We start from the raw sequence: 23,888 nt of genomic DNA, 5'->3' as shown, positions 1-23,888 counted from the left end.
TCTTAGCTGCTTCTTATTTCTTTCCCTCTAACAACTCGATAATTCTCTCTTTATATTTTCCTCTTCTTCCATCTTCATAGATCAAATCATGCGGATAGAATAGTTTTTGATCCGTTCGCTTCTTACCTGTAATCGCCTCAACAATATCCGATTCACGCGAAAGCTCTCTAAGTTCCCCATTCGGCATAAGAAGTAAGATTGGTAGACGTTCTTCTTCTTCTCCTGCACGATAAAAGTCATACGGTAAGTCTGATGTTGAATCAACAACTAAATAATACTCTGGATCGAGTCCAATCTTTTTAAATAAGCTACTTAATTCCATCCAATTATCTAAACCGTGCTTATCAGTAAACTCTACATATTTAAATAGATTTCTGTTCATAAAGCGGCGGCATAAGTCACTTAAAATCGGATCTTCTTCGTCTTGCCATACTTGGAAGTAATAATACATTACGTTCTCGTCTAACTTTAAATAATCCTCTACTGTTACCTCTTCTTCAAATAAAGAATAGAAATGAACAGGATGATTTTTAAACGCATAATACTTCTCATGCAGTGATTTAGCTCGGTGTAAAATCTTCGTTAAAATAACTTCTGCACTACGTGTTACCGGATGGAAATATACTTGCCAATACATTTGATAACGGCTCATAATATAATGCTCTACAGCATGCATACCACTATTTTTAATGACAACTTGATTACCGTATGGGCGCATGACACGCAGTATACGTTCCATATCAAAGTTCCCATACTTTACACCAGTAAAATATGCATCTCTTAATAAATAATCCATACGATCAGCATCAATTTGGCTTGAAATCATACTAATTGCTAATTTATTAGTAGATGTTTTCGCAATGACATCTGCTACCTTTTGCGGGAAATCCTTATCAACACGGCTTAACACACGATTAATTTCCGTATCGCCAACGATAATCTTTTGCGTAAATTTCTCATGATCTAACGAAAATACTTTTTCAAACGAGTGAGAAAATGGGCCGTGACCGACATCATGAAGTAATGCCGCACATAAACATAATAATCTATCTTCAGCATTCCAGTTCGGTCTGCCATCAAACACATCATCAATCATACGACGAATAATTTCATATACACCTAACGAATGAGTAAAGCGACTATGCTCTGCACCGTGAAATGTAAAAAATGTCGTTCCAAGCTGCTTAATACGGCGCAAGCGTTGAAATTCTTTCGTTCCGATTAAATCCCAAATAACGCGATCACGCACGTGCACATATTTATGTACTGGGTCTTTAAACACTTTTGTTTCGCTGAGTTTGTCGTTTAAATATACCACCTTCCGACATCCCCCTTCCTTTACTACATTCTTACTTTATATTATAAACGAAATAAGAAACAGAAAGAAATGAAAGACTATATTAATTCCTGTTATATAAAGAAAAATCACTTTTACCGACGTAAAAGTGATTTTTCTTTATATATTATTTTCCTAAAACAAACTCAGCAACTTCGTCTAAGATCATTTCTTTACCTAGTGGGAAGTATCCTTTGTTTAGGTCTTCATTGCTAATTGTGAATACGTGATTGTTTTTAACAGCGTTCATATTTTTCCAAATTGATTCTTCTTGGAATTCTTTTAGACGCTGAGAACCGTCACCAGTTGTAAATACGAATAAGTAATCTGGATTGTAATCGATTAAAGCTTCTTTTTGTACTTGTACTAATGGTTTATCAGTTGGTGTACCTTTAACTGCTGGTAACTTTAAGTCATTAAAGATTACGCTACCGTAACCGTAGTCACCGTATACGCGGAAAGCATTTGGATATGCAGCCATTTTCATGAATGTTGCATCACCAGTTTTAGCGATGATTTTGTCATGTAATTTGCCTGCTTTTTCATCATACTGTTTGAACCATTCTTTTGTTTCTTTCTCTTTACCGAAGATTTGACCTACTTCTTCGAATTTTGGACGCCATTGGTCTAATGGAGTTTTTAACATAACTGTTGGTGCAATTTTAGATAATTGATCATAAATCTTTTCTTGACGATTGTTTACAAGAATTAAGTCTGGTTTTGCAGCAGCTACTGCTTCGATGTTAATTTTATCGCCCCAAGCAGAACCTACTGGTTTCACGCCTTCTAATTTCTTTGCAATATGTCCATCAATTTTTTCTTGTGTTGTATTTGCAGTAATAATCGGTTTCATACCGAAAATTAATAATTCTTCTGTTGAACCACTAAGGTCAGCAATTTTCTTTGGATTTGCAGGAATTTTAATTTCCCCTTTTGCATGTTGTACAGTGCGCTCTTCAGTTTTCGCATCCTTCGCATCTGCTTTCTTTTCTTCTTCTTTGTTAGAACAAGCTGCAAATAGTACAGAAGTAACAACTAGTACCATTGCTAATAGTGACATTTTAAAATTCTTCATATTCCCACTCCTTCTAGCTGTATTTCTCTTATAATTTGCATGTAACTATAAGAAACGAAAACAACATTTAATTAATATATATTTATTAACTGTTGTTTATAGCCCGTTCTAACGGGCGTTCAACTTCCCATCCATGGGTAAGAAGCTCAACGTCCATTAGAACTCCCCCTCTCACCTCTTTAAGAGGGAGAAATCCTATTAATTACGCTTTTTTACGCAATTGATTATTAATCATCGCTAAATCGTATGTTAAACAAATTGGTTTACAGTTTACTGGACATGGAACGATTTGAGCTTCGATTTCAAATACATTTCGAAGCGTTTCACTTGTCATGACTTCATCTGGCGTTCCTTGTTTCATTAACTTCCCAGCTTTTAATGCAATCATATGATCAGAGAAACGAGAAGCATGATTTAAATCGTGAATAACCATAACAATCGTTCTGCCTTCTTCTTTGTTTAACTTCTTCAGTAAGTTTAATACCTCAAGTTGATGAGCCATATCTAAGTATGTTGTTGGTTCATCTAACACAAGTAAATCTGTTCCTTGTGCAAGAGCCATCGCAATCCATACACGTTGACGCTGCCCACCTGATAAAGCTTCTGCTGGACGATTTGCAAACTCAGTCATTCCAGTCACTTCAAGTGCCCAATGAATGTAGCGATAATCTTCTTCTTTCAATGTTCCAAATCCTTTTTGATGAGGAAAACGTCCATATGAAACAAGTTCAAACACAGTAAGGCCTGTTGGCACTTCTGCAGTTTGTGGTAAAATCGCCATTTTCTTTGCGATTTCTTTCGTTGGCTGTTTCTCAATTGCTTTTCCATCAAGATAAACAGTACCTCGTTTTGCTTTCAAAATACGAGAAGCCGTTTTTAATAATGTGGATTTCCCACAACCGTTTGGTCCAATAATCGTTGTAATTTGTCCTTCCGGAATTTCAACTGTTAATCCATCTATAATTAACCCTTCATTATAGCCAACAGATACCGCATCAACTGCTAAAGTTGCCATACAAAAAGCCTCCCTTTATTTTGTCCTCATAAGTAAATATATGAAATATGGTGCGCCAATTACAGAAATAACAAGACCGACCGGTATCTCTGAAGTTGGTAACACACTTCTTGAAATTACATCTGCAAATAAAAGTAAGAACGTTCCTATTAATGCAGCCGTTGGTAACATAATTTGATGCTTACCGCCAACGAGGCGCCTCGCTAAATGCGGAGCCATTAAACCGATAAAACCGATTCCGCCCGCAACAGCAACAGATGCACCTGCTAAACAAACTGCAATAAATAATAATTTCCGTCTTTCCTTTTCTACGTTTACACCAAGCCCAACTGCTGTAGGGTCGCCTAAATTCATTACATTTAATATGTGCGCTTTACTAATAGCTAGTGGTAAGAAAATAACCATCCATGGGAGCACACTTAGTACGAACTTCCAATCTGTTCCCCATAAACTTCCTGCCAACCAAATCGTTGCAAAACGGAAGTCGTTCGATGTCATCTTCATAGAAAAAATTAAACTAACCGCACCAAAGCCGGCTGCAACAGCGATACCAACAAGAATTAATCGAGTTGATGAAACGCCGTCTTTCCATGCTAGTAAATAAATAATAACCGCTGCCAATATCGCTCCAACTAGCGCAAAGAATGGAAGGATAAATACAGATAAAAGTGTACCTGTTCCAACTTTCCCGAAGAAAAAGTAGACGAATACAACAACTGTTAATCCCGCTCCAGCGTTAATACCGATAATACCTGGATCAGCAAGTGGGTTTCGTGATAACCCTTGCAAAATTGCACCTGACATAGCTAATGCAGAACCAACTAATATGGCAATAACCATACGTGGCATACGAAATTCAAATAAAATAACAGATTGATCTTCTGCACCTAATCCAACCAATGACTTTAATACATCTATTGGAGGAATTTTAAATGTTCCTATATTTAAACTTATTAAAAATACAGCAACAATTAATCCTACTAAAATCGTTAAAATAGAAATGTTCTTTTTTGTTAAGACGCTCGTCCTCACATCTTTCCTCTCCCTTCATTACGTGCTAAGTAGAGGAAGAATGGCACCCCAATTAGCGCTGTAATTGCTCCAATTGGCGTTTCAAATGGTGGATTAATAACGCGAGATAACATATCTGCACATTCAATTAGCAATCCACCTAAGACCGCAGAACATGGAATAACCCATCTATAATCTGAGCCGACAAGGAAACGAGTCATATGCGGAATTACAAGTCCAACAAATCCAACTGATCCTGCCATAGAAACCGCAGAACCTGTTAATACAAGAACAAGTACTGTTCCTATAAATTTAATTAATGTCGTATTTTGACCAAGTCCAATCGCAATTTCTTCACCAAAGCTTAAAATTGTGATATATCTCGACATCATAATTGCTATAATGAGACAAACAAGACCAATTGGTACTAACATATTAATACTTTGCCATTTCACTCCGGCAACGCCGCCTGCATTCCACATACTTACCTCTTGGGCAAGGTTGAAATACAATGCAATTCCAGATGAAATTGCCCCTAATAAAGCACTAATTGCTGCACCTGCTAAAGCTAATTTCACAGGCGTTAATCCACCTGGTGAAGAAGACCCAATACCATATACAATGCTCGCTCCAAACGCAGCTCCAATAAAAGATGCGATAACAAACATTAAATAAGGTGAATTAGGGAAAAATGCATACATAATTGCAATCCCAAATACAGCTCCATCTGTAATTCCCATTAACGATGGTGATGCAAGTGGATTTCGCGTCATACCTTGCATAATTGCACCTGATACCGCTAAAAAGGCACCTGCAACTACGCCCCCTATTGCTCTAGGCATGCGTAATTCTTGAATTACGTTATGGTGCGTTATGGAACCATCAAACTGAAATACAGCTTGCCAAACGGTCTTTAAACTAATATCTGCTGCACCAAACGAAATAGAAACTGCCATACTTAAAGCTAACAAAATTGTGCCTGCTATTAAAATAATAGAAGCAACGAGCGGTCTGCTCTTAATCTCTTTAACATTCACATCTTGCTGTTCTATACTCCTTGCGCTCGCTTCCATCCCTCAACCATCCTAACCAACAACATATATTTAATAAAATGAAATTTATTCTCAAATAATAATAAAAAAATTAGGTGAATTGACCTTTTTCCTGATAATGATTCTCAGAATCAGACACTTTCTATTCTACCTACCACGTCAAAAGACTGTCAACCATTATTTTGAAATACGAATTCATACAAAACGCTATCTTATGGACATAAAAAAAGAAGAGTAATCTGTTCACTCTTCTTTTTCTTACTTATTTAACTTTGCTTCAATTTTTACGATTAATTCGTCTTCTGTTGGAGCCGCAACTGGACGATTATTTACAAACGCGAATGATTTTTTACGACCAGGGCCACAGTAAGACTGACATGCGACCTCAATCGTTGCACATGAATCTACTTTTTTTAACTTCGGAATCAACGTTTTAACGTTCGTTGCCTGACAATCATCACACACACGAAATTCGTTTCCCATTATATATAACACTTCCTCTATTTTAAACTTTTCACAAGTACATTTTAAAATAAACACTAAATGGTATTTTACCGCTCTTTGAAGCTTGTTGCAAGTCTCCGGGCATGGCTCTATTCCTATATAAGGCTACATATTATTTATATTTTCTCCTTCAAAAGCTTCCACCATTCATAGCAAAAATTTCTTCTCTTCATCGAAATCTACCATATTTTTAAAAGCTTTGTATAAAAGCTTTTTTTTTTGCCCATTATAAAAATAGGAAGTTCATAAAAAGAAAGGGAGTTGAATCTATGAAAGTAAGACAAGATGCTTGGACAGACGAGGACGATTTATTACTTGCTGAAACGGTGCTTCGCCATGTTCGAGAAGGAAGTACTCAATTAAATGCATTTGAAGAAGTAGGAGATCAGTTAAACCGCACATCCGCTGCTTGTGGTTTCCGCTGGAACGCTGTCGTTCGTTATAGTTATGAGCAGGCTCTTCAACTAGCAAAAAAACACCGTAAAGATAAAATGCGTGCTGCGAGCGGTGAACAAGCGAAAAAACGTTTACTTTATACACCAACAGCCTCAGGATCAATAACTGATTACGAGGAACTAATGCCAAACGAAACAGCTGTCCAATATAAAGAAGCTAGTCCATATCAAGAACCGACTGTTCCTACTTCAAAAAGTTCAATAACAATGCAAGATGTTATTTACTTTTTACAAACAGTTGGATCTTCAAATATAAAAGTAACAGCTCTTGAAAACGAGAATACGAGATTGAAACAAGAAATTAAAGCGCAAATACTCCGAAATGAAGAACTAGAGAAGAAACTAGAAAAATTAGAGCAACAATCTCATACTGTACAAGAAGATTACGAAACACTTATGAATATCATGAACCGCGCTCGCAAATTGGCAGTAATGGATGATGAGGAACGCTCACAAACATCTTTCCGAATGGATCGAAATGGTAATTTAGAAAAAATTGCAGAATAAAAAGGATGCAGGCAATGCATCCTTTTTATTCTTTCACTTTATATCCGAGAAAACCCCTCATTTTTTGCTATAATAGAGATTGTCATTTTAAAGATAAGGGGTTAGTTATATGAGCAATTCCCGTTCAATTTTATCTCAGCCAGAGTGGCGTATTGTAGATCAGTCTAGTTTAGGACCGACATTCCATGCCTTGCAATCATTCGCAATGGATGACACATTATGCACAAGTATTGGGAATGGCGCATCCGCTGCAACAATGCGTTCTTGGGTTCATCACAATACAATCGTTCTCGGCATTCAAGATTCACGCCTACCACACTTAGAAGAAGGTATTTCCTTTTTAAAAGAAAACAACTTCAATGTTATCGTTCGTAATTCCGGTGGACTTGCGGTCGTACTTGATGAAGGTGTGTTAAACGTATCACTTTTATTCCAAGAAACAGAAAAAGGTATCGATATTGATCTTGGATACGATACAATGTGGCATTTAATTAAGGAAATGTTAAACGATTACGACGTTACAATCGAGGCAAAAGAAATTGTTGGTTCTTATTGTCCTGGTAGCTATGATTTAAGTATTCGCGACCAAAAATTCGCAGGTATTTCTCAGCGCCGTATTCGCGGTGGGGTTGCTGTACAAATTTACTTATGTGCTACAGGAAGCGGATCGGAACGCGCTGCGCTTGTTCGCGACTTTTACAATGTAGCAATTCAAGGCGAAGAAACACGCTTCACGTACCCTGAAATTGTACCGAGTACGATGGCCTCACTCTCAGAATTACTTGGTGAAACAATTACAGTACAAAATTTAATGATGCGTCTTTTAAAAACATTACAGCAATTCGCTCCAAAGTTAACACCATCTCAATTAACAATAGATGAGATTCCTTTATATGAGACGAATTTGCAACGTATTATTGATCGTAATAATAAAGCACTTGGTTTAGAAAAATAAAAAAGACCACCCGCATTTCAAAAGAAATAGGGTGGTCTTTTTTCATATTAATTCATTATAGAATTAAAGTGCTTGAGCTGCTGTAATTAAAGCTAACTTGTACACTTCTTCTTCGTTACATCCACGAGATAGGTCATTTACAGGCATGTTTAAACCTTGTAAGATTGGTCCTACTGCTTCGAAGTTACCTAAGCGTTGAGCGATTTTGTAGCCGATATTACCAGCTTCTAGGCTTGGGAATACGAATACGTTAGCATCACCTTTAATTGTAGAACCTGGAGCTTTCTTCTCAGCTACAGATGGTACGAATGCAGCATCGAATTGGAATTCTCCATCTAAAGTTAATTCAGGAGCCATTTCTTTCGCAATGCGAGTTGCTTCCACAACTTTTTCTGTTTCTGGAGATTTCGCAGAACCTTTTGTAGAGAAGCTTAACATAGCAACGCGTGGGTCAATGCCGAATAGTTCAGCAGTTTTCGCACTTTCGATACCAATTTCAGCTAAATCTTGGCTGTTTGGTGCAATGTTAATTGCGCAATCAGCGAATACATACTTCTCTTCTTCACGTACCATGATGAATACGCCTGAAGTTTTTGTAACGCCTGGTTTTGTTTTAATAATTTGAAGTGCTGGACGAACTGTATCAGCTGTAGAGTGAGCTGCACCACTTACTAAACCTTGTGCTTTGCCCATGTATACAAGCATTGTACCGAAGTAGTTTTCGTCTTTAAGGATTTTGCGAGCATCTTCTTCTGTTGCTTTACCTTTACGGCGTTCAACGAAAGTTGCTACCATTGCATCCATTTCTTCGTATGTAGCTGGGTCGTAAATATCAACGCCCGCTAATGTTAAGTTCATGCTAGCAGCTTTCGCGCTAATTTCTTCTTTATTACCAACTAAGATTGGTTTTACTAACTCTTCTTTTGCTAAACGCTCTGCAGCGCCTAAAATTCTTTCATCAGTTCCTTCAGGAAGTACGATAGAAATGCCTTTTCCTTGAACTTTTTCTTTTACTGTTGTAAATAAGTTGCTCACGAATAAACCCTCCTACATATGTTAAAAAAACTCTATCTTTAAGAATACTGCTTTTCCTCTATATTTTAAACTTATAGCTCCCAAAAAATAGATAAAATAAAAATGATTATATTTTCATAAAATTCAGCCGAAAAATAAAGCCTACTTAATCCTTATTTTCTCCCGTTTTGAGTAAATATAAATGTGACAATTTTATGCGCCGAAACTTTATGTAGATGTTTTTAACCCTATATATGCTATAGTTAACGTGTAAAATATCATTAACTGAGGTGAATAGAATGAGTGAAGCAACAACAACGTTAGATGGCTGGTATTGTTTACATGATTTACGTTCTATTGATTGGGCAGCATGGAAAACATTATCTAGTGACGAACGCGGACAAGCTGTGTCTGAATTTTTAAATGTCATTGAAAAATGGAACGAAGTAGCTGCTGCGAAAAAAGGCAGTCACGCAATGTATACAGTTGTTGGCCAAAAAGCAGATATTATGCTTATGATCTTACGTCCAACAATGGAAGAATTAAATGAAATTGAGACAGAATTAAATAAAACAACATTAGCTGAATATTTAGTTCCCGCATACTCTTACGTATCTGTTGTTGAACTAAGCAACTACCTTCCAGCTGATGAAGATCCATACCAAAATCCACAAATCTTAGATCGCTTATATCCTGAGTTACCAAAAGCAAATCATATTTGCTTCTATCCAATGGACAAGCGTCGCCAAGGTGATGACAACTGGTACATGCTTCCTATGGAAGAACGTAAAAAAATGATGTACAGTCACAGTAAAATCGGTCGCCAATACGCAGGGAAAGTACGCCAAGTAATTTCAGGATCAGTCGGATTCGACGATTTTGAGTGGGGCGTAACATTATTCGCTGACGATGTTCTTCAATTTAAGAAGCTTATATATGAAATGCGCTTCGATGAAGTAAGTGCTCGTTACGGTGAATTCGGTACATTCTTCGTTGGGAACATTTTACCAGACGAAAAAGTAGAGAAATTTTTAAACATATAATAATGAAAAAGGAACGACTTTCGTTCCTTTTTTATTATCCTCTATATTTACCCACCAAAAACTTCTTTTCTCTGCAAATTTGAACAAAAATCGACAAATTATTTTCAAATTTCTTGTAAGATTGTAACCTTTTTACATCCGAATTTATGCTAAAATGGTACGAGCTATATGCTAATAACGATGCGAAGGTGATAATGTATATGAAGAAAATCTTGTCTATTTTACTAGTGTTCCTATTGTCAATTTCTTCCTTATGAGTAACAACATCCCATGCAGAAGAAAAAATACATATAGAGGCAGCTGCTGCACTTCTATTTGATGCAGATACAGGAAAAATACTGCATGAACAAAATCCAGATGAATTACTAGCTATCGCTAGTATGTCAAAATTAATTGTTGTTTATGCCGTATTAGAAGCAATTAAAGAAGGAAAAATCACTTGGGATACGAAAGTAAACATTTCTGATTACGCTTATGAAGTTTCACGTAATTATGAATTCTCTAACGTACCGTTCGAAAAGGGACGCCAATATACTGTGATAGAATTATATCATTCTATCGTTATCTTCTCTGCGAATGGATCTAGTATTGCTTTAGCAGAATTACTTGCAGGCAGTGAGAAAAACTTCTTAAATCTTGCAAATGAACATGCAAAAAAACTAGGGTTAAAGAAATATAAATTTGTAAACGCTACTGGGTTGAATAACGCTGATTTAAAAGGGAAACATCCTGAAGGAACTGATCCGAATGGAGAAAACTCTATGTCAGCTCGCGATATGGGTATTCTTTCAAAAACAATTATTACAAAGTATCCAGAAATGCTAGAGGATACAAAACAAAGATTTAGAAACTTCCCAGATAATCATCCAGTTCCAATTCGTATGGAAAATTGGAACTGGATGTTACCAGGTGCTGCTTTCTCTTATGAAGGAGCGGATGGTTTAAAAACAGGAAGTTCTGATACCGCTGGATATGGATTCACTATTACAGCAAAACGCGGTGATTTACGCCTTATTTCAGTTATTATTAAAACGAAATCAATGGACGAACGTTTCACAGAATCTCGCGCATTAATTGAATACGGGTTTAATAACTTCGAAAAACAGAAATTAAAAATAGATAAAAATAACAAAATTTCTGTAGTAAAAGGAAAAGAAGACTACGTAACAGTTGTACCAGAAAAAGAAGTGACAGTAGTTACTGCAAAAGGTAGCAAAGCACCTTACAAAATTTCTACTGAAGCGGATAAATCACTCGCTGAAGATGGACATTTAGTTGCTCCTATTAAGAAAGATGCAAAGGTCGGTTCCATCGTTTTAGAACCAACTGATAAATACGGATTTTTAGATGGAAATAAAAGTATGAAAGTTGCTGCAAAAACGACAGAAGAAGTAGAAAAAGCAAATTGGTTCGTATTAACAATGCGTTCCGTTGGTGATTTCTTCTCAAATTTATGGTCTAAAATGTTCTAATGAAAAAGCTAGCCCACGCTAGCTTTTTTTCTTTCCCCCTCTAAATGTAAAACTTCGTTTGGTTGTCATATCTGAGTCCTTTTTCTCATACGTATGAACTAGTAATTGTTCCACACTTCATCTAGAAATAACCTCTTTCCAAAAGGTATTCCAAAAAGAGAGGTGACACATAATGGGTGTTATTGCTTATAACGAGGAAGATGTAAAGTTATTAGCTAGACTGATGCGTGCTGAAGCCGAAGGAGAAGGGCAACAAGGAATGTTGATGGTCGGAAACGTTGGGGTAAATCGGGTCCGCGGAAATTGTTTAGATTTTAAAAAAATACGTAATTTACGTCAAATGGTTTATCAAAATCCTGGTGGTTTTGAGGCAACGCAAAAAGGGTATTTTTATCAACGAGCAAGGGAACAAGATATCGCCTTAGCAAGACGAACCATTCAAGGGCAACGTTTTTGGCCTGCCAACTTTTCCTTATGGTTTTTTAGACCTGAAGGCCCTTGCCCACCAACTTGGTATGACCAACAAAATTCTGGCCGCTTTAAAAAACACTGTTTCTTCCAACCATCTGGTGAGGATTGTCCTGGCGTATATTAAGGAATGAAAATGAGGAGGGATTTTTGAATGGCACAGCAACAAAACCCATACTACGGAACAGGTTTTTATCAACCATCTGGAACTTATGTGCAACCGCAACAAATGACTCCTGGGCAACAGCAACAGCAACAAGCGATGCAACAACAAGTTGCTCAGGCTCAGCTTGCAGTTTCTCAAGGGATGTTACCACTAGAGCAATCGTATATCGAAAACATCCTTCGTTTAAACAAGGGTAAGCCAGCTACAGTTGTAATGACTTATGAACGTGGTAGTTCGCTTGGTACACAATCTTATACAGGGATCATCGAGGCAGCTGGCCGTGATCATATCGTTATTAGTGAACCGAAATCCGGAAAACGCTACTTGCTACTAATGATTTACTTAGATTATGTAGAATTCCCAGGAGAAATTACGTATTTACCTAGTCAACAAGCAACTTATCCTCCAAGACCATAAAAAAAGCTGGCTCCTGCCAGCTTTTGTTTTTTATAATCCTTTTACAACTGCAGTTCCTACTAGAATCCAAGCCACAATAAATGCCACACCACCAAGAGGTGTAATTGGGCCAAAGAACTTAATACCTGTCGTACTTAATGCATACAAACTGCCTGAGAACATAATAATCCCAGCTACCATTAGCCAACCAGCAGTAGTTAAAAGTGATGATTGAATCTTATCCATCAATAAAGCTACTACAAATAGTCCACCCGCATGAAACATTTGATATGTAACGCCTGTTTTCCAAACTTCTAACATTTTTGCAGAAATTTTATTTTCTAAACCGTGTGCTCCAAAGGCTCCTAACGCAACAGATAGCCCCGCTGCAATACAACCTAGTAAAAAGAAAATTTTCATCTTAATTCCCCTTTTTTACTTTTATCATAAGCAATTTTTTCATATAAGCCAAACGATTTTGCTTTTAAAAATCCAATAAAGAGTTACCGTTTGCATCATCTTCTTTTATATATACTGGCTCTCCAGAAATCGGCATAACTGGTTGAACTGTTGTCATAGGCTGAGATCCGATTATTTGTGATTGAACTTGTGGCTCTCTATACGTATGCGATTCAACTTGTTCATCTAATAATAAATCACATAATGCTCGCACAACTAATAAATGTTCTTTAGACTTTTGCCCTTCACTACTTTTTGCCTTTGCAATTTCATTCGCCATTTTATTTAAAACCTTGTCGCTAGATATTTGCATTCCTTATCACCTCGTACTTTGTAATTCTTTCTCAAATTGCCCCAGTTTCTGTACTGAACCAAATACTATTATCATATCACGTTCTTGCAGTTTTTCCTGCCCCGTTGGATTATGAATAATATTTCCATTCCTTAAAATAGCTAAAATTGTTACATCAAACTGATTTCTTACATCGCTCTCTAATAATGATTTACCAACTAATATAGAATCTTTGCCAACTAAAATTTCTTCAATGACAAATGACTGTTCTACTCCATATAAAACTGTATCAATATAATTAACTGTTAATGGATTCGCAATACCTTTTGCAATATGAATTCCTGCCATACTAGACGGATTAATAACCTTATTCGCGCCAGCACGCCGTAACTTCTCTTCTGTTTCTGGCTTTTCAGCTCTTGCTACAATTTTAATTGCATCGTTCAATCCTCTTGCTGTTAATGTAATAAATACATTTTCAGCATCATTTGCTACGATAGCAACTAGACCAGCCGCCTTTGAAATTCCCGCGTTATGTAATACGTGATCTTCCGTTGCATCTCCATTTACATATAAAAGCTTTTCCTGCTCGAATATACTTTCATCTTTATCCACAACGACAAATGGAATTTTCTTCTCCTGTAATTCATGTACAACTTGAAGTCCTACTCTACCACACCCACATACTATAATATGATTTTGTAACTGTGCTATTTGTTTATCCATCTTCTTCCTCCGCACTGCATGAAATAAATTCCCTTCAATAATCATAGCTGCTACTACCCCTATTGCATACGTAACAATACCGACGCCAACAGGGATAATAAGAAGTGCAAATAATTTCCCCGCCTGCGTTACAGGAACGGCATCTCCGTATCCAACAGTTAATACAGTAATCATTGTCATCCAAAATGCTTGAAATAAACTAATCTCTTCAATTGTCATAAATCCTAATGTTCCTAGAAGTACAACAGAGGTCATACATATAACTGCTATCCATAATTGCTTGCGTGCATTCATATCGTGTTTCAACTCTTTTCTCTATCTACATTCTTTGCCAGTGGAAATGAAATACGTATATACTAGATACGTAATCTATGAAAGAGGTTGATATAATGAAGATATTTCTTTCCGCCTTACAATGGGCACTATTTATTTTAGCTGGAAGCCTTATTGTACCAATTAGTGTCGCAACTAGTTATGGTATCGATGGTGCTGAAGCTATCGCATTTGTACAAAGAACATTATTTGTTCTTGGCTTTGCCGGCCTACTGCAAGCTATATTTGGTCATAAACTTCCTATTCAAGAAGGTCCTGCAGGCCTTTGGTGGGGAATTTTCTCCCTTTATGCAAGTTTAGGTGTCGTATTATTTGGATCAAGCAATGAAACGCTTAAAGTTCTTCAGTACGCTTTCCTATTAAGTGGAATTATTTGTATTATTCTTAGTGTGTTTGGACTTATCGATAAACTAGTTCGTTACTTTACACCGACAGTAATTGGAACATATTTATTCCTTCTTGTCGCACAACTTAGTGGCTCCTTCTTAAAAGGCATGTTTGGTCTTGATGGACAACATACAGAAGTACAGGCTAACGTATTTATTCTTTCACTCATTGTTATTTTACTATCTTTTTTCATTATGAAGCTACCTATTATTGGACAATATTCCGTTCTTTTCAGTATCGTCTTCGGCTGGATATTATTCGCATGCTTCGGATTATCTAATCCAGTAACACCTGTGACAGATATAATTCGTCTTCCATCTCTATTTGTTTTCGGCATGCCTCGCATTGAATGGAACATGGCAATTACAGTAATTTTCGTCACACTACTACTTCTAACAAATATGTTAGCAAGTATTCGCGTTGTACAAAAGGTTGTTTCTAAGTATGAAGAAGATGCCGCTCCAAATCGTTTCAAACAAGCTGGCATTATAACAGGAATAAATCAATTACTAGGCGGCCTATTTTCAGCCATTGGTCCTGTTGCCATTTCTGGATCAGCAGGATTTATCGCAACGACAAATATTTATAAACGCCTTCCATTTATGTTAGGGTCAAGCTTTATCATTCTTGTTAGTATATTCCCAAAGATTACTTCATTCTTTGCAGCAATCCCCGTTGCAGTTGGGTATGCTGCGATTTATCCTGTATTTGCAAGCATGATTGGTCTCGCTTTTCGCGAATATAACACTGTACAAAATAAAGAACAATTATTTAAAGTAGCAGGTCTTTCAATATTTACAGGAGTGGGAGTTATGTTCATTCCGGCAGGAGCATTTTCTACGCTACCACCATTTTTAGCATCATTTTTAAGTAACGGTCTCGTTCTTGGGTCTGTTATGGCTATTTTGCTGGAAATACTATTTTCGCGTTCGAACGAAAAGCAACTATCGTAAATTGGAAAACTTCCATTATTGCACTCTACCTTTAGAGTTGTTACGATAATGATAAATTATCATGGGCAACACGCTCATGATAATTTATACTAACAATGCAGAACCTTTCTTATCTTCATGCAAAGAGGTTCGATGTCTTACTATATATATTCCCCAATATCTTCATAAAAATTTATTTCTATTCCAACAAAGAAAGGAATTTTCTATATGACTTATAAAATGATTGTTTTAGATTTAGATGATACTTTATTACGCGATGACCATACCATTTCACCTCGTACGAAAGAGGCTTTAATGACAGCACAAGAGCAGGGGGTCAAGGTCGTACTTGCTTCAGGGCGTCCAACGTTTGGTATGCGCAACGTCGCAAAAGAACTTCGTTTAGAAGAATACGGCAGCTTCATTCTATCTTTTAACGGCGCAAAAATTATTAACTGTAAAACAAATGAAGAAATCTTTAGTAGTACGCTATCTCCTGAAATCGTTCACAACCTATTTGAAATTAGTAAAACTGAAGGTGTATGGATTCATACTTATATTGGCGATGATATCGTAACAGAAGAAAATAATCCATACACTGAAATTGAAGGCGAAATTACTGGTATGCCAATTGTTGTAGTAGATGATTTTAAAGCCGCTGTAACAGAGCCTGTAGTAAAAGTATTAATGAATAAAGAAGCTGAACGTCTTGTTGAAGTAGAAAAGAAACTACAAAAACAACTAGAAGGCCAATTAAGCGTTATGCGTTCAAAACCTTTCTTCTTAGAATTTACTGAATATGGTGTTACAAAAGGAACAAGTCTAAACCAACTAATCCAAAAACTTGGTATTAAGCGTGAAGAAGTTATCGCAATGGGTGATAGCTATAACGACCAAGCAATGATTGAATTTGCTGGTCTTGGCGTTGCAATGGGCAATGCACCAGATGATATTAAAGAAATTGCGAACTACGTGACAGACACAAATATGAACGATGGTGTTGCAAAAGTTGTAGAGAAATTCGTTTTAAAAACGGAAGTACTTGTTTAATATTTTCATTCATAAAACCTATTTGAAGTCAAATACTTCAAATAGGTTTTTATTTAAATTACAACGCTTTTGTGACTATATTTTGAACTTTGCACTATTCTCGTAGTGTAAACTTTCTTTTTGTATATAATGGAACAAAATAGACTATTTTATTTTGAAAAAGAATACAAATTTACTATAAACAAGCATTCATTAAAGGAGGCTACTTCATGTTATCTACACCAATCGGACGATTACGAGCAATCGGACTAGTTGAGGGGATTTCTTTCCTATTACTATTATTTGTAGCAATGCCGTTAAAATATTTCGCAGGATTTGCAACAGCTGTTAAAATTACAGGTATGGCTCATGGCGTTTTATTTATTCTATTCATATTTGCAGTAATTCAAGTAACAATCGTACATCGCAAATCAATTTTATGGGCACTTGGTGCACTTGTTTCATCAGTTATCCCATTCGGTACTTTTGTACTAGATGCAAAATTAAAAAATGAACAATAATAGTAAAAAGGTAGTTAACAATTGTTAGCTACCTTTTTTGCGTTCATATATTCGGAATTTGCCAATCGATTTCTTTTTCATCCATGTTAGATAGAATCTCATTTACTTTAGAGTATGGCTTACTACCAAAGAAACCTCGTCTTGCTGATAATGGACTTGGATGTACAGATTCAATAATATGGTGATTCGTATTCGTAATTAACTTTTTCTTCGCCTGCGCGTGACGTCCCCACAGTATGAAAATAACTGGCTTTTCACGTTCATTTAATAGCTCAATTACGCGATCTGTGAAATGCTCCCATCCTTTTCCTTTATGAGAGTTTGCTTCACCTTGTCGAACTGTTAATACAGTATTTAATAATAAAACTCCTTGCTCCGCCCACTTTACTAAATAACCGTTATTCGGAATTTCATAACCATATTCATCTCGAAGTTCTTTATACATATTTAACAATGACGGCGGTGTTTTAATACCAGGTTGTACAGAAAAGCTTAAACCATGCGCCTGATTCGGTCCATGATATGGATCTTGTCCTAAAATAACAACCTTTGTATTTTCATAACTTGTATACTGAAGAGCGTTAAAAATATCTTCTACCTTTGGATAAATCACATGCTCCTCATACTCTTCTTTTAAAAAGTTAGCTAAATCTTGATAGTATTCTTTCTCAAATTCTGGCCCCAGTAATGGTCCCCAATCATTCTGCAAAATGTTTTCCATACTTTCACTTCCTGTCCAATTAATTCACCATATCCTGCCTTGTAAATACTACAAACGAAATAATAAGGGAAACAACTGCCCAAACAGTTAAATTCATTAAAGAAAATCCCATCGATAAACCTTGTAATGCAGGTAATTTTCCTGATAAATAATCCGTTAACGTTAAGTTCACACTAAAAATATATTTCGCACCTTCCCAAGATGTTGCAAATGAGCTTAAAATGCCTCCTGCAATTAATGCGGCTAGCATAACGCCCATACCAGCTGGTGTATTACGAATTAAAACAGAGACCATAAATGATATAGTTCCGACAACGATAGCGACAAACCAAGCTAATCCATACGCCATTAAGATGTATTGCCACTGCGGAATAAGATGTACAAAATTCGTATTTAATGTCTCCTTATCAATGACGAATCCTGTTAAAACAGGCAAGTTCCATCCAGAGTATCCAAATACAAGCCCGGATAATACGTAAGCAAACAAACCTACAAGAAGCAGTATGAGTGAAATGAAAAATAACATCGTCACGTACTTACTAAGAAGTATTTTCCAGCGCCGGATCGGCCGCGTAAGTAACATCTTCATCGTCCCATCACTTCGTTCTCCTGAAACAATATCAATAGCGACAATCATTACAAGAAGCGGAATAAATAATGTAATTCCTTGCTCAATAAATGCCCTTACAAAAGTCGGTGCGCCCGGCGCCATCGGGTTAATATCATGATCTAAATAATATTGTTGTTGCTCCACTCTTACCTTTAGCCAATCACGCCATTCTTCTGGCAATCTAGAGTTGTTCAAACGGTTCTGTGAATCAACAATTTGTTGTTGTAATGAAACTTTCCAATCCGTTGTACCGAGTCTTTTTTGCGTCGTTTCTATTTCACGATACTGAGCATACACGAAAAGTGGGATCAAGATTGCTAAAATAAGCATGACAACAAAAATACGTTTCTTACGATAAATTTTCTCCGATTCATTTAAAACTAGATTCGCAAATTCACGCATGCTGCTCACCCCTTGTGAGTTCAATAAATAAATCTTCTAGCGTAAATACCAGTTCCTTAACGCTATGCACATCTATCCCATTTTCTACAAAGAGTTTATTCCAACTACTTATAGATGCAATATCCATGCGGCATAGTAATCGGTCATCTTCTATACTCACTTCCCTTACTTCCTCAGCCAATTCAAGCATATTTTTCGCCTTAGAGATCGGTGTAACAATCCATTCTACACGATCACTTGCTGTTTTAATTAACTCTTCAACCTTGGCAACTGTTATCATTTTTCCTTTATGAATAATAGCAACACGATCGCATATCATTTGTACTTCACTTAGCAAGTGACTTGAAATAAACACACTCATATTTTCTTCTTTCACAAGCTTATGTATAAATTCCCTAAGTTCTCTAATTCCAACTGGATCTAAACCATTTGTTGGCTCATCTAATATGAGCAATTTGGGATTTCCAAGAAGCGCCTGGGCAATTCCAAGGCGCTGTTTCATACCGAGTGAGTATGTTTTTACCTTGTCGTGAATTCTTTCATCCAAATGAACCATTTGAGCAATTTCAAGAATACGTTCATCTGATATACCACCTAGCATACGAGCAAATTGTTTTAAATTTTCCCATCCAGTTAAATATGTATACAGTTCTGGGTTTTCAACGATACTCCCTATTTGACGCATCGCTTCTCTGAAATTTTCCTTAATAGAATAACCACCTATAGAAATCGTACCTTCTGTTTCTTTAATCAATCCAACTAACATTCGAATTGTAGTCGTTTTTCCGGCACCATTTGGCCCTAGGAAGCCAAACACTTCCCCTTGTTTTACATCGAAGGAAATATTCTCTACAATTGTCTTCTTTCCAATTACCTTCTTCACGTCTCGTACAGAAAGTATCGTCGTCATTTTACCCCTCCTTGTTCTAGTTTTAATTTACTCACAACATTTTGAACTAATCGGTCCGCCATATATGTATACCCTACTTCATTCGGATGGAAATGATCGGAGTATAATAAATCTTTTCCACGGTTTTGGAATAAATCAAATGTCGGTGTAATATACACATTTTTATTATTTATCGCCAATTTTTCTAAAGATGCATTCCAATCTACAACAATGTTTGAAGACCCTTTTAAATCTTCTACATCTTCAAAAGGATTATATAAACCTAGCCAAAAAATTGGGCTGTCTGTATTTAACTTACGAATTTCTTCTATTATTTTCTTCGCTTCATTTTGGAACGTCGCTGTATCAGGACGGTATGTTTCTAAATCTATCTTTCCAAGCGATTCCCAGCCTGGAAATAAATCATTTCCTCCAATTGTTAAAACGATTACATCCGCTTGCTTAATTGAATATTGAGCGCCACTACTCTCAATTTGTTTTAATAAGTCAGGCATTTTCGCACCACTAACAGCTAAGTTTGTTAATGCAACCTTTTGCTTATAATCTTTTTGTAAATCCTCTTTCATACGCCCAATATAGCCAATTCCTTCTTTATCACCAACACCGCGTGTTAATGAATCACCTAAACTAACGACTTGCAATGTTCCGGTTTTCTTTTTCTCTTTTGCTACTACATCCGTTTTCTTAATTAAACTTGAAGCTTTCGGATTTAATACATCATTTACACCTGAAACAAAGCCATATGCAAATAAACAGAAAGATGCAATTGTAATGAGTAGAGTTACTTTTACTACTTTTGATCTCATATCAAAACCCCTTTTAGCCCTCATAGATTGTCCATAATTATACCAAACGCAATTTTGAAAAGCGATTTTCACACCTTATCTATTATGTTGTTTCCCTTTGTACTAATTCTGGCAATAACTCCACGTGCTTTACATCTATTTGCTCTTCATTAATCTTTTCATATAATAATTCAAATGCCTTCACACCAACATTTTTACTACAATATGAAATCGTCGTAATGCCTAAAATGTCTGCCACATCTTGATCATCACAACCGATAATCGTAATATCTTCTGGAATACGAATTCCTTGTTTTTTCGCCTCCGTTACCATTCCCGCTGCAATATGGTTGCAAGATACAAGAAACGCAGTTGGTTTTACTGACATAGAGGCCCATTCCCTAATTACATTCCGTCCATCTTCCACCGTAAAACAGCCTTTAAACTTCCAGGCCTCTATCGGTGCTACAGCCATCTGTTGAAGCGAATCTTCATATGCTTGTTTTCTCCTTTGGCTATTAATGCTATTACTTCTTCCAATGCAATACCCAATACTTGTATGGCCCGCATCTATTAAGCTCTTCATACCGCGCGAAAACACTTTATAATAATCAATATGCACACTCGAAATTAAATTCGAATCTATTTCTTCACACATAACAATTGGACCAAATTTCGTATATTCTTCAAGCTTTTCCTTACTATTTGCCCGCGAACATATAATAACCCCATCAAGCTTTTTCATTTTTAACATATTCAAAATTTCTAATTCTCTTTCCTCACTATAATTCGTCTGACAAAGCATCATATTATAATTATTTTTTGCTGTTTCCTTTGATATTCCCTCGATAATAGCGCTATAATATTGATCATTTACGTGCGGCAATAAAACACCAATGACATTCGTTTTTCCTTTCACTAAATGAATTGCATTCACATTTTGCGTATAATTCAATTCTTCTATAATTGCTAAAATTTCTTTTCGTTTCTGTTCATTCACATATGGATGATTATTCAGTACACGTGAAACAGTTGAAACAGACACCCCAGCAAGTTCAGCAATCTTTCTTATATTTGTCATCTCTTTTTCCCCTTCTCACAAAAATTCTCCCTTGACCTGGTAAGCTTTCCACAATATATCCTTTCCTAGCAAATACATTTTGAAAGGATATACAACTATGCTTCGATTCAAATTAGAATATATATTTTTCATTGGTGGTTTACTCATTCTCGCCATCGGCATTAATATGATGACGACAATTACTTCCTTTGGACTTAGCCCTTATGATTCCTTCTTTATTGCACTATATCAAAATTTCGGCATAAGTATCGGTTTTTGGATTTTCATGATTAACTTTGTTTTTACCCTAATCGTACTCTTTTGGGACAAAAAACAAATTACAATCGGCACAATTGTAACGATGATTCTTATTTCTCTTTTTGTTGATTGGGTTGGTTCTATTACGACTATTATGGACGCTATCCGCTCTCTTCCAAAATATATAACACTTATTTGCGGAAATCTATTCGTCGGAGCCGGAATTGGTCTTTACGTCTCTACTAACCTTTGCGCAGCACCTCAAGAGGCTTTCGTTTTAACTGTTGCTGAGAAAAAGAAGTGGACATTTAGAAGAACAGAAATTTCATTAGCTTTTTTATTTTTAACATTAAGCTTCTTATTAGATGGGCCAATCTATTTTGGAACAATTATCTTATCCTTTACAACAGGTTGGATTATTCAAGCATTTATTCAAGTTGGTACGCAGATTTTAAATAGAAAAAAACCTATTAAGCAAGCCGCTTAATAGGTTTTTTCATTTTATCCCGCTATTTGCGGGCAGTAAAACTCCCACCTCAAAATCCAGCGAATGCAAAGAAGTTAGGTGGGAGATAACTGCCCCTAAATGCCCGATTGGTGAAGACAAATAATCAGTGGGGGATGGACAAAACCCCCACTGATTAAAGTTTCACTTTATGATAAGAGATACTACTTAGCATCTCCTTCAATTCGATAGTTTGCTTTCAAACAATCTATTTCTTCATACGATTGCAATGTATGTAGAATGTACTCGTAATCCGCAAGAGAAGCACGATGCGTTACAATTACAATTTCTGCTTTCCCTTTCTCTTCAAGCGGCATTTGAATAATCTTTTCAAAGCTAACACCACGCTCAGAGAACAATGATGTAATTTTTGCAAATACACCAATTTCGTCTTTTACATGAAGTCTTAAAAACTTTTTCACAACAATTTCATCTGGCTCTTTTAATACTTTTTCATACTGAGGAGATACCGCACTATTTCCGTTTACACCTAACCTAATATTTTGCATTACAGCAACTAGATCTGACACAACAGCTGTCGCTGTCGGTAAGCTTCCTGCTCCCGGTCCATAAAACATCGTTTCTCCTACCGCTTCACCATACACATAGACAGCATTATATTCATTTTGTACTGCCGCAAGAGGATGTGTATTTGGAAGTAACGTTGGTTCAACTGTAACCTCTAATTTTTCACCATCTCGCTTTGCAAGACCAATTAATTTAATTGTATAACCTAAGCTCTTACTATATTCAATATCTTCTGCTGTAATAGAAGTAATTCCCTTTACCTTCACATCTCCAAGCTCTACATTTGTAGAGAAACCGAGAGTAGCCAAAATCGTCATTTTCCTTGCTGCATCTAAACCTTCTACGTCTGATGTTGGATCTGCTTCTGCAAATCCAAGCTGCTGAGCTTCTTTTAACACGTCGTTATATGCTCTCCCTTCATCTGACATTTTCGTCAAAATAAAATTTGTCGTTCCATTTACAATTCCCATTACTTTCGTAATAAGATCTGAAGAAAGTCCTTCTACGATGCTTCGTAAAATCGGAATTCCTCCGGCTACACTTGCTTCATAAAACAGATCAGCTTTATTATCCTTTGCTACCGCCAATAATTCCGCTCCGTGTAACGCCATTAAATCTTTATTTGCAGTCACAACGTGCTTCCCACTTTGTAAAGCTTGTAAAATATATGCTTTTGCATCATCAATGCCACCCATTACTTCGATGACAACATCAATATTAGGATTATCTAAAATTTCATTCGCATCTTGTGTTAATAGAGTAGAAGATACTTCGACCTCCCTCTCCTTCTCAATGTTTTGCACCAACACTTTCGTTACTTTCACTGGACAACCTACTTGGTGTATGAGTCGTTCTTGATGATCTGTAATAATACGAACTACACCGCTACCAACTGTCCCAAGACCTAATAAACCAACTTGAATTTCTTTCATAATACTGTCCACCCCTCAAAAATTGTGTT

The 23,888-nt window shown here is 36.4% G+C and carries 25 protein-coding genes and 1 pseudogene; 10 read left to right on the top strand and 16 right to left on the bottom strand.

All coding sequences use genetic code 11. The features are described 5' to 3' along the window. Positions 1-13: 13 nt before the first annotated feature. The 6 genes from JDS80_RS10590 to JDS80_RS10565 form a co-directional block, all read right to left on the bottom strand. On the bottom strand, positions 14-1,318 hold the full coding sequence (locus tag JDS80_RS10590; protein WP_071744032.1) for an HD domain-containing protein: 1,305 nt from the start codon (positions 1,316-1,318) through the stop codon (positions 14-16). Positions 1,319-1,463: 145 nt separating this feature from the next. Beyond that, complete coding sequence (locus JDS80_RS10585) at positions 1,464-2,411, bottom strand: ABC transporter substrate-binding protein (RefSeq protein ID WP_199638380.1); 948 nt, start codon at positions 2,409-2,411, stop codon at positions 1,464-1,466. A gap of 202 nt (positions 2,412-2,613) precedes the next feature. Further along, positions 2,614-3,426, bottom strand: coding sequence for an ABC transporter ATP-binding protein (locus JDS80_RS10580; RefSeq protein WP_000212073.1), 813 nt, complete (start codon positions 3,424-3,426; stop codon positions 2,614-2,616). 15 nt (positions 3,427-3,441) lie between these two features. Then, entirely contained in the window at positions 3,442-4,458 is a 1,017-nt protein-coding gene (locus JDS80_RS10575) for an iron chelate uptake ABC transporter family permease subunit (RefSeq protein ID WP_199638378.1), read from the bottom strand. Further along, entirely contained in the window at positions 4,455-5,510 is a 1,056-nt protein-coding gene (locus tag JDS80_RS10570; RefSeq protein ID WP_000388282.1) for a FecCD family ABC transporter permease, read from the bottom strand. The genes JDS80_RS10575 and JDS80_RS10570 overlap by 4 nt, the downstream gene beginning before the upstream one ends. A 237-nt stretch (positions 5,511-5,747) precedes the next feature. Then, entirely contained in the window at positions 5,748-5,972 is a 225-nt protein-coding gene (locus JDS80_RS10565; protein WP_000526075.1) for a YuzB family protein, read from the bottom strand. A gap of 290 nt (positions 5,973-6,262) precedes the next feature. Here JDS80_RS10565 and JDS80_RS10560 point away from each other — a divergent pair, with 290 nt between their 5' ends. Together JDS80_RS10560 and lipL are read left to right on the top strand one after the other, a co-directional pair. Then, positions 6,263-6,955 (top strand): RsfA family transcriptional regulator, encoded by a 693-nt coding sequence (locus tag JDS80_RS10560; protein WP_071744029.1) that lies wholly within the window; start codon positions 6,263-6,265, stop codon positions 6,953-6,955. A 109-nt stretch (positions 6,956-7,064) separates the two neighbouring features. Continuing rightward, positions 7,065-7,910 (top strand): octanoyl-[GcvH]:protein N-octanoyltransferase, encoded by an 846-nt coding sequence (lipL, locus tag JDS80_RS10555; protein ID WP_071744028.1) that lies wholly within the window; start codon positions 7,065-7,067, stop codon positions 7,908-7,910. A gap of 63 nt (positions 7,911-7,973) precedes the next feature. Here the strand turns inward: lipL and pta are convergent, their stop codons facing one another. Further along, entirely contained in the window at positions 7,974-8,945 is a 972-nt protein-coding gene (gene pta / locus JDS80_RS10550; RefSeq protein ID WP_071744027.1) for a phosphate acetyltransferase, read from the bottom strand. A 278-nt stretch (positions 8,946-9,223) separates the two neighbouring features. Here pta and hemQ point away from each other — a divergent pair, with 278 nt between their 5' ends. The 4 genes and pseudogenes from hemQ (at position 9,224) to gerQ (ending at position 12,490) form a co-directional block, all read left to right on the top strand. Further along, positions 9,224-9,967 (top strand): hydrogen peroxide-dependent heme synthase, encoded by a 744-nt coding sequence (hemQ, locus tag JDS80_RS10545; RefSeq protein WP_199638376.1) that lies wholly within the window; start codon positions 9,224-9,226, stop codon positions 9,965-9,967. 194 nt (positions 9,968-10,161) lie between these two features. After that, positions 10,162-11,439: pseudogene (locus JDS80_RS10540) on the top strand (serine hydrolase). A gap of 172 nt (positions 11,440-11,611) precedes the next feature. Beyond that, positions 11,612-12,034, top strand: a complete 423-nt coding sequence (gene cwlJ, locus JDS80_RS10535) for a cell wall hydrolase CwlJ (RefSeq protein WP_000538162.1) — start codon at positions 11,612-11,614, stop codon at positions 12,032-12,034. 27 nt (positions 12,035-12,061) lie between these two features. Beyond that, on the top strand, positions 12,062-12,490 hold the full coding sequence (gene gerQ / locus JDS80_RS10530; RefSeq protein WP_071744024.1) for a spore coat protein GerQ: 429 nt from the start codon (positions 12,062-12,064) through the stop codon (positions 12,488-12,490). A gap of 30 nt (positions 12,491-12,520) precedes the next feature. Here gerQ and JDS80_RS10525 read toward each other — a convergent pair whose 3' ends face one another. The 3 genes from JDS80_RS10525 to JDS80_RS10515 form a co-directional block, all read right to left on the bottom strand. Continuing rightward, on the bottom strand, positions 12,521-12,889 hold the full coding sequence (locus JDS80_RS10525) for a DUF423 domain-containing protein (protein ID WP_000688311.1): 369 nt from the start codon (positions 12,887-12,889) through the stop codon (positions 12,521-12,523). Between the two features lie 64 nt (positions 12,890-12,953). Then, the gene (locus JDS80_RS10520; protein WP_071744023.1) at positions 12,954-13,241 is read right to left on the bottom strand and encodes a YwdI family protein; all 288 of its coding nucleotides are present in this window, start codon (positions 13,239-13,241) and stop codon (positions 12,954-12,956) included. Positions 13,242-13,247: 6 nt separating this feature from the next. After that, entirely contained in the window at positions 13,248-14,240 is a 993-nt protein-coding gene (locus JDS80_RS10515) for a potassium channel family protein (protein ID WP_071744022.1), read from the bottom strand. A 95-nt stretch (positions 14,241-14,335) separates the two neighbouring features. Here JDS80_RS10515 and JDS80_RS10510 point away from each other — a divergent pair, with 95 nt between their 5' ends. From JDS80_RS10510 to JDS80_RS10500, 3 genes are all read left to right on the top strand, one after another. Further along, positions 14,336-15,619, top strand: coding sequence for a purine/pyrimidine permease (locus tag JDS80_RS10510; RefSeq protein WP_199638373.1), 1,284 nt, complete (start codon positions 14,336-14,338; stop codon positions 15,617-15,619). Positions 15,620-15,826: 207 nt separating this feature from the next. Then, positions 15,827-16,648: a Cof-type HAD-IIB family hydrolase gene (locus tag JDS80_RS10505; protein ID WP_199638370.1), complete on the top strand. Its 822-nt coding sequence runs from the start codon at positions 15,827-15,829 to the stop codon at positions 16,646-16,648. 209 nt (positions 16,649-16,857) lie between these two features. After that, complete coding sequence (locus JDS80_RS10500; protein WP_002123681.1) at positions 16,858-17,148, top strand: DUF3817 domain-containing protein; 291 nt, start codon at positions 16,858-16,860, stop codon at positions 17,146-17,148. 43 nt (positions 17,149-17,191) lie between these two features. Here JDS80_RS10500 and JDS80_RS10495 read toward each other — a convergent pair whose 3' ends face one another. The 5 genes from JDS80_RS10495 to JDS80_RS10475 are packed head-to-tail and all read right to left on the bottom strand — an operon-like array spanning position 17,192 to position 21,657. Next, on the bottom strand, positions 17,192-17,869 hold the full coding sequence (locus JDS80_RS10495) for a uracil-DNA glycosylase (RefSeq protein ID WP_071744019.1): 678 nt from the start codon (positions 17,867-17,869) through the stop codon (positions 17,192-17,194). A 19-nt stretch (positions 17,870-17,888) separates the two neighbouring features. Next, on the bottom strand, positions 17,889-18,881 hold the full coding sequence (locus tag JDS80_RS10490) for an ABC transporter permease subunit (RefSeq protein WP_001206485.1): 993 nt from the start codon (positions 18,879-18,881) through the stop codon (positions 17,889-17,891). Continuing rightward, on the bottom strand, positions 18,874-19,791 hold the full coding sequence (locus JDS80_RS10485) for an ABC transporter ATP-binding protein (RefSeq protein ID WP_199638367.1): 918 nt from the start codon (positions 19,789-19,791) through the stop codon (positions 18,874-18,876). Before JDS80_RS10485 ends, JDS80_RS10490 begins: the two co-directional genes overlap by 8 nt. Further along, positions 19,788-20,669, bottom strand: a complete 882-nt coding sequence (locus JDS80_RS10480; protein ID WP_116733417.1) for an SGNH/GDSL hydrolase family protein — start codon at positions 20,667-20,669, stop codon at positions 19,788-19,790. Before JDS80_RS10480 ends, JDS80_RS10485 begins: the two co-directional genes overlap by 4 nt. 10 nt (positions 20,670-20,679) lie before the next feature. Next, positions 20,680-21,657, bottom strand: a complete 978-nt coding sequence (locus tag JDS80_RS10475) for a LacI family DNA-binding transcriptional regulator (protein ID WP_199638364.1) — start codon at positions 21,655-21,657, stop codon at positions 20,680-20,682. Positions 21,658-21,754: 97 nt separating this feature from the next. Between JDS80_RS10475 and JDS80_RS10470 the strand changes: the two genes are divergently transcribed. Next, entirely contained in the window at positions 21,755-22,381 is a 627-nt protein-coding gene (locus JDS80_RS10470) for a YczE/YyaS/YitT family protein (protein ID WP_071744015.1), read from the top strand. Positions 22,382-22,563: 182 nt separating this feature from the next. Here JDS80_RS10470 and JDS80_RS10465 read toward each other — a convergent pair whose 3' ends face one another. Continuing rightward, complete coding sequence (locus JDS80_RS10465) at positions 22,564-23,859, bottom strand: homoserine dehydrogenase (RefSeq protein ID WP_071744014.1); 1,296 nt, start codon at positions 23,857-23,859, stop codon at positions 22,564-22,566. Between the last annotated feature and the right edge of the window lie 29 nt (positions 23,860-23,888).

This window comes from Bacillus cereus group sp. N8, assembly GCF_016483685.1.
Taxonomy (GTDB): Bacteria; Bacillota; Bacilli; order Bacillales; family Bacillaceae_G; genus Bacillus_A; species Bacillus_A proteolyticus.
This window is presented reverse-complemented; position numbering and strand designations above follow the sequence as displayed.

What these genes read in the sequence shown, in the direction of transcription:
- JDS80_RS10495 (WP_071744019.1), bottom strand. Translation starts at nt 17,869, where the DNA reads ATGGAAAACATTTTGCAGAATGATTGGGGACCATTACTGGGGCCAGAA.
- JDS80_RS10520 (WP_071744023.1), bottom strand. Translation starts at nt 13,241, where the DNA reads ATGCAAATATCTAGCGACAAGGTTTTAAATAAAATGGCGAATGAAATT.
- JDS80_RS10490 (WP_001206485.1), bottom strand. Translation starts at nt 18,881, where the DNA reads ATGCGTGAATTTGCGAATCTAGTTTTAAATGAATCGGAGAAAATTTAT.
- JDS80_RS10560 (WP_071744029.1), top strand. Translation starts at nt 6,263, where the DNA reads ATGAAAGTAAGACAAGATGCTTGGACAGACGAGGACGATTTATTACTT.
- JDS80_RS10500 (WP_002123681.1), top strand. Translation starts at nt 16,858, where the DNA reads ATGTTATCTACACCAATCGGACGATTACGAGCAATCGGACTAGTTGAG.
- JDS80_RS10515 (WP_071744022.1), bottom strand. Translation starts at nt 14,240, where the DNA reads ATGAATGCACGCAAGCAATTATGGATAGCAGTTATATGTATGACCTCT.
- hemQ (WP_199638376.1), top strand. Translation starts at nt 9,224, where the DNA reads ATGAGTGAAGCAACAACAACGTTAGATGGCTGGTATTGTTTACATGAT.
- JDS80_RS10580 (WP_000212073.1), bottom strand. Translation starts at nt 3,426, where the DNA reads ATGGCAACTTTAGCAGTTGATGCGGTATCTGTTGGCTATAATGAAGGG.
- cwlJ (WP_000538162.1), top strand. Translation starts at nt 11,612, where the DNA reads ATGGGTGTTATTGCTTATAACGAGGAAGATGTAAAGTTATTAGCTAGA.
- lipL (WP_071744028.1), top strand. Translation starts at nt 7,065, where the DNA reads ATGAGCAATTCCCGTTCAATTTTATCTCAGCCAGAGTGGCGTATTGTA.
- JDS80_RS10485 (WP_199638367.1), bottom strand. Translation starts at nt 19,791, where the DNA reads ATGACGACGATACTTTCTGTACGAGACGTGAAGAAGGTAATTGGAAAG.
- JDS80_RS10565 (WP_000526075.1), bottom strand. Translation starts at nt 5,972, where the DNA reads ATGGGAAACGAATTTCGTGTGTGTGATGATTGTCAGGCAACGAACGTT.
- JDS80_RS10510 (WP_199638373.1), top strand. Translation starts at nt 14,336, where the DNA reads ATGAAGATATTTCTTTCCGCCTTACAATGGGCACTATTTATTTTAGCT.
- JDS80_RS10585 (WP_199638380.1), bottom strand. Translation starts at nt 2,411, where the DNA reads ATGAAGAATTTTAAAATGTCACTATTAGCAATGGTACTAGTTGTTACT.
- JDS80_RS10570 (WP_000388282.1), bottom strand. Translation starts at nt 5,510, where the DNA reads ATGGAAGCGAGCGCAAGGAGTATAGAACAGCAAGATGTGAATGTTAAA.
- JDS80_RS10470 (WP_071744015.1), top strand. Translation starts at nt 21,755, where the DNA reads ATGCTTCGATTCAAATTAGAATATATATTTTTCATTGGTGGTTTACTC.
- JDS80_RS10525 (WP_000688311.1), bottom strand. Translation starts at nt 12,889, where the DNA reads ATGAAAATTTTCTTTTTACTAGGTTGTATTGCAGCGGGGCTATCTGTT.
- JDS80_RS10465 (WP_071744014.1), bottom strand. Translation starts at nt 23,859, where the DNA reads ATGAAAGAAATTCAAGTTGGTTTATTAGGTCTTGGGACAGTTGGTAGC.
- JDS80_RS10505 (WP_199638370.1), top strand. Translation starts at nt 15,827, where the DNA reads ATGACTTATAAAATGATTGTTTTAGATTTAGATGATACTTTATTACGC.
- gerQ (WP_071744024.1), top strand. Translation starts at nt 12,062, where the DNA reads ATGGCACAGCAACAAAACCCATACTACGGAACAGGTTTTTATCAACCA.
- JDS80_RS10475 (WP_199638364.1), bottom strand. Translation starts at nt 21,657, where the DNA reads ATGACAAATATAAGAAAGATTGCTGAACTTGCTGGGGTGTCTGTTTCA.